General features: G+C 69.9%; 15 protein-coding genes. 4 read left to right on the top strand and 11 right to left on the bottom strand.

Translation table 11 applies throughout. The annotated features are described in order from the left end of the window. Nucleotides 1–12: 12 nt before the first annotated feature. Nucleotides 13–1005, bottom strand: coding sequence for a stage II sporulation protein M (locus tag AB0K12_RS02800; RefSeq protein WP_364555134.1), 993 nt, complete (start codon nucleotides 1003–1005; stop codon nucleotides 13–15). Nucleotides 1006–1056: 51 nt separating this feature from the next. Between AB0K12_RS02800 and AB0K12_RS02795 the strand changes: the two genes are divergently transcribed. Then, nucleotides 1057–2010: an RDD family protein gene (locus AB0K12_RS02795; RefSeq protein WP_364555133.1), complete on the top strand. Its 954-nt coding sequence runs from the start codon at nucleotides 1057–1059 to the stop codon at nucleotides 2008–2010. Nucleotides 2011–2040: 30 nt separating this feature from the next. On the opposite strand, the gene AB0K12_RS02790 is transcribed toward AB0K12_RS02795, so the two are convergent. Further along, on the bottom strand, nucleotides 2041–3432 hold the full coding sequence (locus AB0K12_RS02790) for a hypothetical protein (protein WP_364555132.1): 1392 nt from the start codon (nucleotides 3430–3432) through the stop codon (nucleotides 2041–2043). Nucleotides 3433–3526: 94 nt separating this feature from the next. Continuing rightward, on the bottom strand, nucleotides 3527–4927 hold the full coding sequence (locus AB0K12_RS02785; protein ID WP_364555131.1) for a hypothetical protein: 1401 nt from the start codon (nucleotides 4925–4927) through the stop codon (nucleotides 3527–3529). Nucleotides 4928–5094: 167 nt separating this feature from the next. On the opposite strand from AB0K12_RS02785, the gene AB0K12_RS02780 reads away from it, so the two are divergent. Further along, complete coding sequence (locus tag AB0K12_RS02780; protein ID WP_364555130.1) at nucleotides 5095–5733, top strand: DUF305 domain-containing protein; 639 nt, start codon at nucleotides 5095–5097, stop codon at nucleotides 5731–5733. Between the two features lie 6 nt (nucleotides 5734–5739). On the opposite strand, the gene AB0K12_RS02775 is transcribed toward AB0K12_RS02780, so the two are convergent. Next, nucleotides 5740–6975, bottom strand: coding sequence for an adenosylhomocysteinase (locus AB0K12_RS02775; RefSeq protein ID WP_364365284.1), 1236 nt, complete (start codon nucleotides 6973–6975; stop codon nucleotides 5740–5742). A 75-nt stretch (nucleotides 6976–7050) separates the two neighbouring features. Then, nucleotides 7051–8478 carry an adenosylhomocysteinase gene (ahcY, locus tag AB0K12_RS02770; protein WP_364555129.1) on the bottom strand — a complete coding sequence of 476 codons (1428 nt, stop codon included), beginning with the start codon at nucleotides 8476–8478 and terminating at the stop codon, nucleotides 7051–7053. A gap of 104 nt (nucleotides 8479–8582) precedes the next feature. Here ahcY and AB0K12_RS02765 point away from each other — a divergent pair, with 104 nt between their 5' ends. After that, on the top strand, nucleotides 8583–8924 hold the full coding sequence (locus AB0K12_RS02765; RefSeq protein ID WP_364365278.1) for a MerR family DNA-binding transcriptional regulator: 342 nt from the start codon (nucleotides 8583–8585) through the stop codon (nucleotides 8922–8924). 8 nt (nucleotides 8925–8932) lie between these two features. Here AB0K12_RS02765 and AB0K12_RS02760 read toward each other — a convergent pair whose 3' ends face one another. Genes AB0K12_RS02760 through AB0K12_RS02740 form a run of 5 tightly spaced genes read right to left on the bottom strand, consistent with a single transcriptional unit; the run spans nucleotide 8933 to nucleotide 12951 of the window. Continuing rightward, nucleotides 8933–9868 carry a cation diffusion facilitator family transporter gene (locus AB0K12_RS02760; protein ID WP_364555128.1) on the bottom strand — a complete coding sequence of 312 codons (936 nt, stop codon included), beginning with the start codon at nucleotides 9866–9868 and terminating at the stop codon, nucleotides 8933–8935. 47 nt (nucleotides 9869–9915) lie between these two features. Then, complete coding sequence (locus AB0K12_RS02755; RefSeq protein ID WP_364555127.1) at nucleotides 9916–11022, bottom strand: SIS domain-containing protein; 1107 nt, start codon at nucleotides 11020–11022, stop codon at nucleotides 9916–9918. Next, entirely contained in the window at nucleotides 11019–11186 is a 168-nt protein-coding gene (locus AB0K12_RS02750; protein WP_345396568.1) for a Trm112 family protein, read from the bottom strand. The genes AB0K12_RS02755 and AB0K12_RS02750 overlap by 4 nt, the downstream gene beginning before the upstream one ends. Further along, nucleotides 11183–12538, bottom strand: coding sequence for a phosphomannomutase/phosphoglucomutase (locus AB0K12_RS02745; protein WP_364555126.1), 1356 nt, complete (start codon nucleotides 12536–12538; stop codon nucleotides 11183–11185). The genes AB0K12_RS02750 and AB0K12_RS02745 overlap by 4 nt, the downstream gene beginning before the upstream one ends. A gap of 44 nt (nucleotides 12539–12582) precedes the next feature. Then, a complete protein-coding gene (locus AB0K12_RS02740; RefSeq protein WP_106236645.1) occupies nucleotides 12583–12951 on the bottom strand; it encodes a DUF3499 domain-containing protein in 369 nt (122 codons plus the stop codon). Nucleotides 12952–13238: 287 nt separating this feature from the next. On the opposite strand from AB0K12_RS02740, the gene AB0K12_RS02735 reads away from it, so the two are divergent. Next, on the top strand, nucleotides 13239–13679 hold the full coding sequence (locus AB0K12_RS02735) for a metallopeptidase family protein (RefSeq protein WP_364555125.1): 441 nt from the start codon (nucleotides 13239–13241) through the stop codon (nucleotides 13677–13679). Between the two features lie 268 nt (nucleotides 13680–13947). On the opposite strand, the gene AB0K12_RS02730 is transcribed toward AB0K12_RS02735, so the two are convergent. Further along, complete coding sequence (locus AB0K12_RS02730) at nucleotides 13948–15240, bottom strand: DUF5719 family protein (RefSeq protein ID WP_364555124.1); 1293 nt, start codon at nucleotides 15238–15240, stop codon at nucleotides 13948–13950. Between the last annotated feature and the right edge of the window lie 10 nt (nucleotides 15241–15250).

The following is a 15250-nucleotide window of genomic DNA, read 5'->3' as shown; positions in this document are numbered from 1 at the left end:
GGTCAGGAAGGGTCAGGCGGTGGGGGCGACGTCGGGTGCGCGTTCGATGTCGCCCGTCTCGTCGCGGCGGGCGGCGCGCCGGCCGAAGCCGATCACGTACGCGAGAAAAGCGACCTCGGCCAGCACGCCGATGCCGACGCGCGCCCACGTGGGCAGCCCTGACGGCGTCACGAACGCCTCGATCAGCCCCGACACGAACAGCACCACGACCAGCCCCAGTGCCACGCTCATCACGGCCCTGCCCTGCTCGGCCAGCGCGTCGAGCCGCCGGCGCGGGCCCGGGTCGATGACGGTCCAGCCGAGCCGCATGCCGACGGCGGCGGCCAGGAAGACGGCGGTCAGCTCCAGCAGGCCGTGCGGCAGGATCAGGCCGAAGAAGATGTCGAGCTTGTCGCGGGAGGCCATGAGCCCGGCGGAGACGGCGACGTTCTCGGCGTTGGCGTAGAGCGCGTACGGGATCGGCAGGCCCAGCACCAACGCGTACATGATCATCTGGGCCGACACCCAGGCGTTGTTCGTCCACACCCGGCCCGCGAACGAGGCGGCGGGGTGCTCGGAGTAGTAGTCGGCGAAGTCCTCGTTGACCAGCTGGGCGATCTCGTCGGGGCTGCCGATCGTGGCCTGCACGCCGGGGTTGGCCGCCACCCACGCCGCGATCACCCACGAGACCACCAGGAACGCCAGCGAGCTCGCCAGCCACCACCACCGCGCCCGATAGGCCACGACGGGGAACGAGACGGTGAAGAAGCGGGTCAGCTCGCGCCAGGCGGGGGTGTGCGCGCCGGTCACCGCGGACCTGGCCCGCGCCACCAGCGCCGACAGCCGCCCCACGAGCATGGCGTCGGTGGACGACGAGCGCACGATGGACAGATGCGTGGCCACCCGCTGGTAGAGCTCGACCAGCTCGTCGATCTCGGTGCCGGTCAGCGACGAGCGGTGCTTGACCAGATGGTCGAGCCGGTCCCAGACCGGGCGGTGTGCCGTGACGAACGCATCGATGTCCACCCGACCATTCTGGCCGCTCGATCACCGCGGATGAGCCGTTAGGCTCCACATATGTCCGAGGTCGTAACCGGGGATGCCGTCGTCGTCGAAGTACGCGTGGCCCAGATGCCCACGCGCGCCCTGGCGATCATCATCGACCTGGTGGTGCAGGTCCTCCTGCTGGTCGCCGCCTACTCGCTGCTGGGCATGTTCGCCGCGGTGACCGACTTCGCCATGTTCGGCGCCGCCATGATCACGCTGGTGGTGCTGGTGCTCGTCGGCTTTCCGGTGACCGTCGAGTCGCTCACCAGGGGGCGCAGCATCGGCAAGCTGATACTCGGGCTGCGGGTGGTCGGCGACGACGGCAGCCCCGTGCGGTTCCGCCAGGCGCTGTTCAGGGGGCTGGCGGGCGTGCTGGAGTTCTGGCTGCTGTCGGGGGCGCCCGCGCTGATCTCGTCGCTGATCTCACAGCGGGGCAAGCGGCTCGGCGACATCTTCGCGGGCACGATCGTGATCTCCGACCGGCCCCCGCGCGACCGGGCGCAGCAGGTCATGATGCCGCCGCAGCTCGCGGCCTGGGCCGCCACGCTTGAGCTGTCGCAGCTGCCGGACGAGGTGGCCCATGCCGCCCGGCAATACCTGGCGCGATGGCACGATCTGTCGCCGCAGGTCCAGCACGAGATGGGGGTGCGCATCGCCACCCAGACGGCGGCCTACGTCTCGCCGGCCGCCCCTGCCGGGGTGCCGCCGCACGCTTACTTGAGCGCCGTCCTGGCCGAGCGCCGGCGGCGGGAGCAGGAACGCTTCACGCAGCGCATGGGCCTCGCCCAGCAGCCGTACGCTGCGCCGCAGCCGCCCTACGCGGCCCAGCCCGGTCCCATGCAGCCGCAGCCATACGCGCAGCCGGCGCCGCCGTTCCCGCAACCGGGGCCGATGGCGCCGGCCGAGCGGCAGGCTCCGCCGCCGCCGCCACCCGCCCCGGAGCCGCCGCAGGCGACTCCGGGCGGGTTCGCGCCCCCTCAGTGAGCGCGATCAGCTGACGTCAGGGACGGGGCGTCACCAGTGGCCGTGCCCGTGCCCGTCCTTGTACGACTCCTGCGTCTGCGTGTTCAACCGGTCGAAACGAACGTGCTTGGCGCTGTCGGTGAGCCGGTCGTCGATCTTGATGACGTCCAGCCCCTCGTTGAAGTCGGCGCCGTAGATGTAACCGTTGTAGTAGTAGGCGGACCAGATGCCGCCACCGCCGCCGTCCGAGCGCGGCCCGCGCTCGAAGTAGCCGATCTCCCTGGGCCGCCTGGAGTCGGTGAAGTCCCAGATCGACAGGCCGCCCATGTACCACGCCTGGACCATGATGTCGCGGCCCTTGACGGGGATGAGCGAGCCGTTGTGGGCGACGCAGTTCTCGCTGTCGTCCTGGTAGCGGGAGATCTTGAAGTAGCTCTTGAAGACGAGCTTGCCCCGGACGATCTCGTAGATGGCGTCCGCGCCCCGGTTCGGCCCGGTGGCCTCGTTGCAGGTGGGCGCGCCGCCGCCGCCGAGTTCGTCGGTGAAGACGACCTTCCTGGCGTCGTTGCTGAAGGTGGCCGAGTGCCAGAACGCGAAGTTCGGGTCGGTGGTCCTGGCGGTGACCTTCGGGTTCAGCCGGTCCTTGATGTCGAACAGCACGCCGTCACCCATGCAGGCGCCGGCCGCGATGTCCTTCTCGGCGTAGACCGTGATGTCATGGCAGCCGCTGGTGGGCAGCAGCAGGCCGGGCTGCGTCTCGTTGCCGCCGTCGGGGAAGACGACGGGCGTGGCCGCGACCTCGGCGGCGGCCGGGTCGCGCAGCGGCACCTTGATGATCGAGATCTTGTCGTGCGGCGGCGCGCAGTCGGGGAAGTTCGCGGCCGGCTGGTACGACGAGACGTAGATGTAGACGTTCTTGTTCTTGTCGCGGCCCTTGCCCGGCACGAGGGTCAGCGTGTGCGAGCCGCAGTTCGTCTCAACCGACTTGATGTACTTCGGGTTGGTCTTGTCGGAGACGTCGAAGATGCGGACGCCCTCCCACGACTCCTTGACCGTCGCGCTCTGCCCGGTGCTGTTGCAGGAGTCGTCGTTGCGCGAGGAGTCGACGGCGGTGAACAGCAGGTCGCCGTAGACGCTGACGTCCATCTGGGCGCCGGGGCAGACGACGGAGCTGACCGCCCTGGCCTTCTTCGGGTTCCTGATGTCGTAGATGGAGAAGCCACCGTAGTTGCCGACATAGGCGTAGTCGCCCTGGAAGGCGATGTCGGTGTTGATGGTGCCGGCGATGGGGTCGGGCTTCGGGATGTTCAGCACGTGGGTCACGTTCGGGCTGTGGACCACGGCGTCGGCGGGCGGAATGTCCGCGGCGGCGGCGGGCAGTCCCGCCAGCGTTAAGACGGTGGCCGCTGCCGCCACCACGATGGAACGGCGCGAAAGGGACACTCGGGAGCCTCCTTGAACGGGGATTTCTGGGTCACCGGAGAGAACGGGGAAGCGGCGGGGCCCCTCGCCGAGGCTCCCCGCCGCCTGGAGGGGGTCAGTAGCCGTGGCCGTGCCCGCGCTCGGGGTACGACGTCTGCGTCTGGGCGTTCAGCCGGTCCGTCTTGACGCCGTTGGCCTTGTTGGTCCGCGGGTCGTTGATCTTGAGGACGTCGAGGCCCAGGTTGAAGTCCGAGCCGTAGATGTAACCGTTGTAGTAGTACGCCGACCAGAACCCGCCGGACAGCGCGGGAGCGGTGTTGTCGGGCCCGCGCTCGAAGAAGGCGATCTCCTTCGGCCGGCTGGAGTCGGTGAAGTCGATCACCGAGATGCCGCCCTGGTACCACGCCTGGACCATGATGTCGCGGCCCTTGACCGGGATGAGCGAGCCGTTGTGGGCGACGCAGTTCTCGGTGTCGTCCTGGTGACGCGCGATCTTGAAGTAGCCCCTGAAGACGAGCTCGCCGCGGACGATGTCGTAGTACGCGTCGGCGCCCCTGTTCGGGCCGATGGCCTCGTTGCAGGTGGGCGCGCCGCCGCCGCCCAGCTCGTCGGTGAAGATGACCTTCGTGCCCTCGTTGTTGAAGGTGGCGGAGTGCCAGAACGCGAAGTTCGTCTCGTCCCTGGCGGTCGCGGTCACGCGGGGCCGCTCGGGGTCGCGGATGTCGAGCAGGACGCCCTCACCCATGCACGCGCCCGCCGCGATGTCCTTCTCTGGGTAGGCGGTGATGTCGTGGCACCCGGTCGTGGCCGACTTGCCGTCGGGGTAGGACCCGGGCACGCCGGGGAAGCCGCCGTCGGGGAACAGGTTGGGCGTGGCGATCACCGAGGCGGCCGTCGGGTCGCGCAGGGGCACCTTGATGATCGAGATCAGGTCGTGCGGCGGCTTGCAGTCGGGGAACGTCTCGCTCGGGCTGTAGGAGGAGATGTAGAGGTAGACGTTCTGCCGCTTGCGGTCGGGGACCAGCGTGTGCGTGTGGGAGCCGCAGTTCGTCTCGACCGACTTGATGTACTGCGGGTTGGTCTTGTCGGAGATGTCGAAGATGCGGATGCCCTCCCACGACTCCTTGATCGTGGCGCTCTGGGAGGTGCTGGTGCAGGAGTCGTCGCTGCGCGAGGAGTCGACCGATCCGAACAGGAGGTTTCCGTAGACCGAGACGTCCATCTGGCCGCCGGGGCAGACCACGGAGCTGACCAGCGACGTCTTCTTGGGGTTCCTGATGTCGTAGATGGAGAAGCCGGAGTAGTTGCCGACATAGGCATAGTCGCCCTGGAAGGCCATGTCCGTGTGGATGTCGGCCAGGGCTTCCGGCTTGGGCACGTTCGTGACGTGCTTAATGTTCGGGCTCATGACGATCTCGCCGGGAGCCGGGATGTCCGCAGCCTGGGCCGGCGCTACGACGCCTGCCAGCGCGATCAGCGCCGCACCCAGGATGAGGGGTCTGCGGAGGGAGAACACGGAGGAACCTCCGAATAAAGGGGGCATAAATCTACGTCATCCTCACCCTTTCGGGCCTGACCTGACCAGCGTCCAAGATGTCAAATTTTATTGCGCTTCGACCCCTTCTCATCTCGGGACTTTTCGCCTAGAGTGCGCAATCTGGACCAGATCAGTCAGGAGGTCGGGTGCGCGCTGCGCTCGTCGTCATCGTGGGCCTGATCGCGGCCCTCACCGGGTGCACCGCCGGCTCCACCACCCCACCGGCCCCCAGGGCTGACTCGACGGCTCCGGTCCTCGCTCCCGGACGGCCCGGCGAGCAGGCCAGGACGCTCTCACCGGGCGAGGCCGCCACCGCCGTACCGTCCGCCACCCCCAACGCGGCGGACGTCAAGTACGTCCAGGACATGGTCGTCCACCACCGCCAGGCCGTGGACATGGCCCTGCTCGCCCCCAACCGCGCCGAGTCGGCCAAGCTCAAGGCGCTCGCCGACCGCATCAAGGCGGCGCAGGGGCCGGAGATCGCCTTCATGACCACGTGGCTGCACGAGCAGGAGCAGAAGGTCCCCGACCATCACGCGTCCCACGAGAACATGCCGGGGATGGCTTCTCCCGAACAGATGGACGCCCTGAAGGCGGCCAAGGGCAAGGACTTCGACCGCCAGTTCCTGCAACTCATGATCAACCACCACCTCGGCGCGATCAAAATGTCCGAGGAAGTCCTGACAAACGGCACCCACATCAGAATTGAGGAGCTGGCCGGCGACGTCAGCGTCACCCAGGCAGCGGAGATCCGCCGCATGCAGGACATGCAAGCCGCCCTGTAAGCGCGCTCAGGAGCCGACGCGCCAGCTGTGGAGGTAGTCCTCCTGTTCGGCCGTCAGCAGGTCGATGCCGATGCCGGCCGCTGCCAGCTTGAGCCTGGCCACCTCGTGGTCGATCTCCTCGGGCACGTCGTAGACACCGGGCGCGAGGCCCGCCCGTTCGGCCGCCAGCCACGCCACGGCGAGCGCCTGGGCGGAGAACGACATGTCCATGACGGCCGCGGGATGCCCCTCGGCCGCCGTCAGGTTGACCAGGCGGCCCTCGGCCAGCAGCAGGAGGCGGCGCCCGTCGGGCATGACGTACTCGTCAGTGTTGGGCCGCACCCCCCGGTGCACCTCGGTGGCCAGCTCGTCCAGCGCCCGCACGTCGATCTCGACGTCGAAGTGCCCCGCGTTGGCCAGGATCGCCCCGTCCTTCATGACCGACAGGTGCTCGGCCCTGATCACGTCGCGGTTGCCGGTGACGGTGACGAACACGTCGCCGATCAGCGCCGCCTGCGCCATGGGCCGCACCTCGTACCCCTGCAAGGTGGCGTCGAGCGCCTTCACGGCGTCGATCTCGGTGACGATCACCCGGGCCCCGAGCCCCTTGGCCCGCTCGGCGACCCCGCGCCCGCAGAACCCGAATCCGGCGACCACGACCGTGCGCCCGGCCAGCATCGTGTTGGTGGCCCGCATGATGCCGTCGAAGGTGGACTGCCCGGTGCCGTACCGGTTGTCGAACATGCGCTTGGTCCGGGTGTCGTTCACCGCGACCACGGGGAAGCGCAACGCGTCCTCGGCCGCCATCTGGCGCAGCCGGATGATGCCGGTCGTGGTCTCCTCGCAGCCGCCGCTCACGCCGTCGAGCAGGTCGCGCCGCTCGGTGTGCAGGATGTTGACCAGGTCGCAGCCGTCGTCGAGCACCAGGTCGGGACCCACGTCGAGGGCCTCGTGGATGTGCCGGTAGTAGGTCGCCCGGTCGACGCCGGCCCTGGCGTGCACGCCGATCCCGTACGACCGCAGCGCCGCGGCCACGTCGTCCTGCGTGGACAGCGGGTTGGACGCGGCCAGCGCGATCTCCGCCCCACCGGCCTGCAGCGCTCCCATGAGCACCGCCGTCTCGGCGGTGACGTGCAGGCAGGCCGCGATCTTCAGCCCGTCGAGCGGCCGTTCGAGCGCGAACCGCTCGCCGATCGCGGTCAGCACCGGCATCGAACGAGCGGCCCAGGAGATCTGCCGCTCGCCGCTTTCACTGAGATCCATGGCCAGCCTCGGAAGCGAAGAAACAGGGAGCTCCGGGAGGCGCGGGGACCTCCCGGAGCTCAGGAAAGGGGTCGCTCAGTAGCGGTAGTGGTCGGACTTGTACGGCCCCTCGACGTGGACGCCGATGTAGGCCGCCTGCTCCTTGGTCAGCTCGGTGAGCTTGACGCCGAGCGCGTCGAGGTGCAGCCGCGCCACCTTCTCGTCGAGGTGCTTGGGCAGCGTGTAGACGCCGAGCGGGTAGTCCTCGGTCTTGGTGAACAGCTCGATCTGCGCGATCACCTGGTTGGTGAACGAGTTGGACATGACGAAGCTGGGGTGGCCGGTGGCGCAGCCCAGGTTCATCAGCCGGCCCTCGGCGAGCACGATGATCGAGTGGCCGTCGGCGAACACCCACTCGTCGACCTGCGGCTTGATGTTGCGCTTCTCGATGCCGGGCAGCTTGGCCAGGCCGGCCATGTCGATCTCGTTGTCGAAGTGGCCGATGTTGGACACGATCGCCTGGTGCTTCATCCGCGCCATGTGGTCGGCGGTGATGATGTTGAAGTTGCCCGTGCAGGTGACGAAGATGTCGGCGATGCCGACGACCTCGTCGAGCGTGGTGACCTGGAAGCCGTCCATGGCCGCCTGCAGCGCGCAGATCGGGTCGATCTCCGTCACGATCACGCGGGCGCCCTGGCCGCGCAGCGCGTCGGCGCAGCCCTTGCCGACGTCACCGTAGCCGCAGACCACGGCCACCTTGCCGCCGATGAGCACGTCGGTGGCGCGGTTGAGGCCGTCGATGACGGAGTGGCGGCAGCCGTACTTGTTGTCGAACTTCGACTTGGTGACCGAGTCGTTGACGTTGATGGCCGGGAAGAGGAGCTGGCCGTTCTTGTGCATCTCGTAGAGACGGTGCACGCCGGTCGTGGTCTCCTCGGTGACGCCCTTGATGCTCTCGGCGATCTTCGTCCACTTCTTGTCGGCGCCGACCGTGCGGGTGAGCAGGTCGATGATGACGTGCCACTCCTCCGGGTCGTCGGCGGTCGCCGGGGGCACGGCGCCGGCCTTCTCGTACTCGGCGCCCTTGTGGACCAGCAGCGTGGCGTCGCCGCCGTCGTCGAGGATCATGTTGGGGGCGGTGCCGTCAGGCCAGGTGAGCGCCTGATCGGTGCACCACCAGTACTCCTCCAGCGTCTCGCCCTTCCACGCGAACACCGGAACGCCCTTGGGGTCCTCGGCGGTGCCGTCGGGGCCGACCACCACGGCGGCGGCCGCGTGGTCCTGCGTGGAGAAGATGTTGCAGCTCACCCAGCGCACCTCGGCGCCGAGCGCGACCAGGGTCTCGATGAGGACGGCCGTCTGGATCGTCATGTGCAGCGAGCCCATGATCTTCGCGCCGCGAAGGGGCTGGGAGGCCGCGTATTCCTTGCGTACTGCCATGAGACCGGGCATCTCGTGCTCGGCGAGCCGGATTTCCTTACGGCCGAAGTCGGCAAGTGAAAGGTCGGCGACCTTGAAGTCCATCGGGTGTCCCCTCGCGTCACGGGATGGTTGACGCCGACGAGTCTAGGCGGCGCTCGTACGCCGATGCACGCCGGGGAGGCCGAATCTGACGTAAGAATGTAAGAATGCGCATCACCGAAGCGGCCAAGCGGCTCGGCATGTCCCCGCGAATGCTCCGATACCGGGAGGCGCTCGGCCTGCTCCCGCCCGTCAGGGAGCAGGGGGCGCACAGACGGTTCGGCCCCGACGAGCTGGCCGCCGTGGCGCAGGGGGTGGAGCTGGAGAAACGGTTCGACGTCTCGCCGGCCGAGCTGGCGTTCGCGCTCCGGGTGCTGAGCGAGCCCGCGGTGGCGGCGGCCGTACGGGACCTGGGGGTGCGGATCGGGCGCATCCAGGCGCCGCGCCGGGCCCTCGACTTCGAGAAGGAGAAGGCCCTGCGCCTGCTCGGCCCCAGGCCCCGCCGCTGACCCGCGGGTCAGCTGGAGGAGTTGCTCGTGCTGCGAGCCCGGTCGAGGTCGGGCTCCAGGTAGATCACCCGGGCGATCGGCACCGCATCGCGGATGCGCCGCTCGGCCTCGTCGATGCCGCGCGCCACGTCGGCCGCCGTGTCGTTGTGCTCCACCGCGATCTTGGCGGCCACCAGCAGCTCCTCGGGGCCGAGGTGCAGCGTACGCATGTGGATGACCCGCTCCACCTCGGGCGCGCTCTCCAGCGCGGCCCTGATCCGGGTCTCCATCTCGGGGGACGCGCCCTCGCCGACGAGCAGCGACTTGGTCTCGATGGCCAGCACGACCGCGATGATGGCGAGCAGCACGCCGATCATGAGCGTGCCGATGCCGTCCCAGACGCCGTCACCGGTGACCACCGCCATCGTGACGCCGAACAGCGCGAAGATCAGACCGAGCAGCGCGCCCAGGTCTTCGAGCAGGATGACGGGCAGCTCGGGCGACTTGGAGCGCCGGATGAAGCTGATCCAGGACTGGTTTCCGCGCAGCGGGTTGGACTCCTTGACCGCCGTACGGAAGGAGAGCGTCTCGGCGATGATCGCGAAGATCAGCACCGCGAACGCCCAGATCGGCGACTCGACCTGGTGCGGGTCGGAGATCTTGTGGATGCCTTCGTACAGGGAGAACGCCGCGCCGATCGTGAACAGCACCACGGCCACCACGAACGCGTAGAAGTAGCGCTCGCGGCCGTAGCCGAAGGGATGTTCGCGGGTGCTGGCCCTGGCCGCCCGCTTGCCGCCGACCAGCAGCAGCACCTGGTTGCCCGAGTCGGCGACCGAGTGGATGCCCTCGGCCAGCATCGACGAGGAACCGGTGAAGACCGCGGCCACGAACTTGGCCACGGCGATCGCCAAGTTCGCGGACAATGCCGCGATGATTGCTTTAGTTCCGCCGCTCGCGCTCACCGATCTTCTCCACTCATAAGATCACGTCAAACTCTTGGAAGAGGATCCTATGGGGTAATTCTCGCTTTGACCTCAGTGATTGCGGATACGGCCGCGGGATCGACGTCATATCCCAGCGCCAGGTAGGTGCTGGCGTAGTCGCCGAACGCGATGAGAGAGGCGAGACGTTCGAGCGGATGCACGCCCTCGGCGGCCAGTTCGGTGACCGGCACGTCGCGCTCGCCCGCCAGCCGCAGCGCCGCCTCGCGCCGCCGCGTCACCTGCGGATGCTCCTCGACGTCGCGCAGCACGACGAGCCTCAGCGTGCGGCCCGAGGTGTCGGCGAAGATGTCGCGCTCGGCCAGCGGCCCGTCGAACGCCGCCACCTGATGGTGGCCGGCCTCGGGCAGCTCGCCGTGCACTGCGGGATATTTCGCGCTCGCCGCGAGCTGACAGACCATCCGGTACGCCGCCACCCCCGCCACCTGCGACGCCCCCCACACCATCGGCACGGTCTCGGCCAGGTCGAGGGCCAGCGACTTGCCGGGGTTGATGAACGACTCGCTGGAGGGCCGGCACCGGTGCGCGATGTCCTCGAGCGACCTCGCCACCCGCTCGAACAGGTCGGCGTCGGCCTGCACCAGCCGCAGCGCCGCGGCCGCCACGATGGGCGGGACGCTCAGCAGCCACAGGTTGGACCGCGACTGCCCGGTGACCGGCACCGGCACGTAGACGGCCGACGCCTGCAGCGCCACGGCCTCCAGCGGGGAGCCCGCCGGGCCCACGCCGAGCAGCGAGGAGCCCCGGCGCACCGCCTGGGTGGCCAGGGCCAGCGTCTCTTCCGTGTCTCCTGAGCCGGAGACGGCGATGACCAGGTCGGTGGCTCCTACCCAGCCGGGGAGCTGGTAGGAGCGCACGGTCACGATCGGCAGCGGCGCGCCGTTGCCGACGACGGCCGCCAGGATGTCGCCGGCGAGGCCGGCGGCGCCCATGCCCGCGACCACGATGGCCCGCGGGCGCCCGTGGCCTGCCAGCCTTTCGACGCCCGCCTCGATCGCGACGCGGTGGCCGGTGCGGATGTGGGCCGCGGATGCGGCCACCGCCGGAAGCATGCCGCCGGGGTCGGCCTCGGTGAGGTGTCCCTGGTCGTCGAGCCGCTCCGGCTCCCAGGTCACGGCTTCCTGGCCTCGTCGACGAGCAGGACCGGGATGTCGTCCCTCACCGGGTAGATCAGGCCGCAGCCCGTGCAGGCCAGCTCCTCCGCCTCGTGCTCGGCACGCAGCGGAGCCTTGCACGCCGGGCAGGCCAGGATCTCCAGCAGCCAGTCGTCGATCTTCACTCTGACACCTTTCCCACGATGGCGAGGACCTCGTCCCTGATCGCCGTCATCTTGCTCTCGTCGGCCGCCTCGGCGTTCAGCCTGAGCAGCGGCTCGGTGTTGGAGGGACGCAGATTGAACCACCAGCCCGACCCCGTCACGGTCAGCCCGTCGACCTCGTCGAACTCGCCCCGGTCCGCGAACGCCGCACGCACCCGCCGCAGCGCCTCGGCCTGGTCGGACACCGCGCTGTTGACCTCGCCCGAGGCGTGGTAGCGGGAGTAGGCGGCGGCCACCTCCGACAGCGGCCTGTCCTGCTCGCCGAGCGCGGCCAGCACGTGCATGGCCGCCAGCATGCCGGAGTCGGCGAACCAGAAGTCCCTGAAGTAGTAGTGGGCGGAGTGCTCACCGCCGAACACCGCGCCGGTGCGGGCCATCTCGGCCTTGATGAAGGAGTGGCCGACCCGGGTGCGCACCGGCACGCCGCCGTGCTCGCGGACGATCTCCGGCACGCCCAGCGACGTGATCAGGTTGTGGATGATCGTCGCGCCGGGGTCCTTGGCCAGCTCGCGTACGGCCACCAGCGCCGTGATCGCCGACGGCGAGACCGAGGCGCCGCGCTCGTCGATCACCCAGCAGCGGTCGGCGTCGCCGTCGAAGGCGAGCCCGATGTCGGCGCCGCTCTCGACGACCGCCCGCTGCAGGTCGAGCAGGTTCTGGGGCTCCAGAGGGTTGGCCTCGTGGTTGGGGAAGCCGCCGTCGAGCTCGAAGTAGAGGGGCACCAGCTCGATCGGCAGGCCGTCGAACACCGCGGGCACCGTGTGGCCGCCCATGCCGTTGCCCGCGTCGACGACCACCTTCAGCGGGCGGATGCCGCTCAGGTCGACGAGCGTGCGCAGGTGGTGGGCGTAGCCGGACAGCAGGTCCTTCTCGATCACCGAGCCGGCCTTCGTGTCCTGCGCGGCCGTCGCGAGCAGCTCGGACGCCCTGTCGCGGATCTCCGTCAGACCGGTGTCGCCGCCGATCGGCACCGCGCCCGCGCGGCACATCTTCATGCCGTTGTAGCGGGCCGGGTTGTGGCTGGCGGTGAACATCACGCCGGGCAGCCCCAGGCTGCCGCTGGCGTAGTAGAGCAGGTCGGTGGAGCCCAGGCCCGCGTGCACGACGTCGGCCCTGCGCGAACGCGCGCCGCGGATGAACGCCTCGGCCAGCACCGGCGACGACTCGCGCATGTCGTGCGCGACCACGATCGAGCCGGCCCCGGTCACCTCGACGAACGCCGCCCCCACCGCCTCGGCGGTCTGCTCGTCAAGCTCGTCGGGCACCACCCCGCGAACGTCATACGCTTTGAAGATCTTGGCGAGGTCGCCCACTCTCCAGCTCCGCCCCTAGGTCGTTTCCGCCTTACAGAAGGAGCCTACCGGTCACGGTGCTGCTGGGCCGATCTCAGAACGCGCAGGTGCCCACGCCGGCCGACCTCGACGCCCTGCCCGACCGGCTCGCCACCGCCCGACGGCGTCGGTCTCGCGGCCTCCCTGACCGCGTTGGCCAGCGCTTCGAGATCGTCGGAGCTGGGCGAGGCGCCGTCGGTGGGCAGCCGCACCACCTCCCAGCCGCGGGGCGCGGTCAGTCGCTCGGCGTGTTCGGCGCACAGGTCATAACAGTGTGGCTCCGCGTACGTCGCCAGGGGGCCGAGGACAGCGGTCGAGTCGGCGTACACGTACGTGAGCGTGAAGACGGCAGGCTGGCTGCAGGCGGTGCGGGAACAGCGGCGGACGGGGCTCACGGAGGGACCGTATCTGGTAAGAGTGCGAGGCGCCACTACCTGAGCGCTCTTAACGAGCGTGTCGCCACAATTCGGACACCTGTCGCAGCGTTTCCACCCACATGCCCCGAGACCTCCGCCCCTTTGCCCGCGCTTCCATTCCCGCCTTTCCCCACCCCGTCACCAGCCCAATCCTGCCTTTCCGATCTTCACTGAAGATCACGTTCGTCCCGGTTGGCACCCCCACCTTTCGGACACCACGCGACCGCTCCCGGGCATCGGCTGAACGGGCCCGTACACTGGCACACGTGACTCAGAAGCGCGGTCCCAGACGGCGCGATCGCCACGGTCGCGGCCTCCGCGGCCCGCTCGCCCCCTCCCACGTCCCCATGGCCAAGTCGCGCAGCGAACGCTTCGACGACCTCGTGCTCGACGCCGTCGACCGGCTGCGTCCCCGGTGGGAGCGGCAGTTGTCGGCGGTGGAGTTCGCGGTGGAGGAGGTGCCGCCGCTGAGCGAGCTGGGCGACGGGCCCGGGCTCGACTCCGACCCCATCCCCTTCGGCCGCGCCGACGCCGCCACCGGCAACTCCCCTGCCTCGGTCGTGGTCTACCGCCGCCCGCTGGAGGCGAGGGCCCGAGACCGCGACACCCTGGGCGCCATGGTTCACGACACGGTCGTCGAACAGGTCGCCACCTTGCTCGGCCTGGCCCCGGAAACCGTGGACCCCGGCTACGACGACCGCCGCTGACCCCGGATTCCGTCGCGGCGACCACCACCGCTGATCCCGGTCGATTCCGCTAGGACCGCCGCAGCCAATCCCTGCCGCCCGCCGGACCGAAACACCGCCTCACCACCTACAGCACCCGCGACATCCCCCGCGCCGACTACACGGCCGCCGGCCACTGGGCCTGCGGCGTCGTCCCGTACCACCCGAAACTGCACGTCAGCGTCGGCGAGGCCGGGAAGCGCGGAGGCACGGTGAGCGTCAGCACACTTGTGCGATACGCGTGTCGCCGTTACGGCAGGACCACGCGAGGGGTGTCCGTGAGGGCGGGGAGCATGGTCCAGGTGCGGGCCGGGGAGAGGGGTTGGGTGGTGAGGAGAGTGCCGGATTTGTGGCGTTCCTCCTGGAGGCGGGCACCGTAGACCTCGCCTGCGATCGGGGTGAGCACCACGGCGAAGTCGCCCTTCGCCTTCACGCGGACGTCTCGGGTTCTGTCTGCCGGGATCTCCAGCTCGTACGCCGGCTCCGCCTTGCCCTTGGCCCCCACCACCTGCACCTGCACCTTGCCGGCTGTGCCCAAGGCGGTCAGGAGGAGGCGGGCGCCCGTGGTGTTGCGGGCCACGGCGCTGCCCAGCGCGAGTGAGGGGGTGCCGGCCGTGTACGCGACGTCCGGCTTCTCGCCCGTCCCGATGATCGTCACGCCGGCGACGATGGGGGTCGGTGAGGTGAGGACGAGGGCGGCGGCGGAGCCGGCGATGCCGGTCGTGACGTCGAGGGCCGCGACCGTGCCGGCCGGGACGTCGAGGGTCTCGCGGCCCTTCATCGCGTACTCGGCGTCCTCGCTGACCGCCCTGATCTGCACGGCGGCGTCCGTCTCGCCGGGGGCGGCGACGAGCAGCCGGCGCAGGCCGCCGCCCTTCGGGATGCCGGGGACGACGACGCGGGTGGCAGGCGTACCGGCCGCGGGGAGCCAGTCCACGCCCCCGCTCTCCAGCATCGTCCTGGCGGCCACGGCCACCCGCCCGAACGTGGTGGTGACGCTGACCGCCATCACGTCGGCCGACGGCGCGAGAGTCCTGAGGTCGATCTCGCGGTGCTCGCCCGGCTTGATCTCCAGGCCGATCCCGGCGTCGCCGGAGACGAGCCCTTCCGCGGCGTAGACCTGCACGTCGGCCATGGCGGGCGCCTTGTCGGCGTTGGTGAGGTACAGGCGTACGTCGGCGTCGGCCGGGCCGGGGCCGAGCAGCCAGGTGGCGGGGGCGGGCTCGGTGCAGCGGACCCCGGCCAGGCCGCGGGCGGCGCCGGAGGTGGCGCGGGTGAGGTGGCCGGCCTCCAGGCCGCCTGGGCCCTTGGTGACGTACGGGCCGCCGCTCTCCATGGTCTCGGTGGTGAGGGAGCCGGGCAGGTAGACGTCCACGCGGCGGCCCTTGGCGCCGGGGCAGACGGTGGTGACGGACTCGACGGCCACCTTGGTGGGGCCGGTCGGCGGGGGCGGGAGGGGCTCGGGCCTGGTGACGTACGCGATGCCGTACATGGCGGCCAGAGCGACCACGACGAGGGCCGGCAGGCCGAACCTGTTCTCCACGAACGCCTTC

Origin of the sequence: Nonomuraea sp. NPDC049419 (genome assembly GCF_040676995.1) — a bacterium.
Lineage (GTDB): Bacteria > Actinomycetota > Actinomycetes > Streptosporangiales > Streptosporangiaceae > Nonomuraea > Nonomuraea salmonea.
This window is presented reverse-complemented; position numbering and strand designations above follow the sequence as displayed.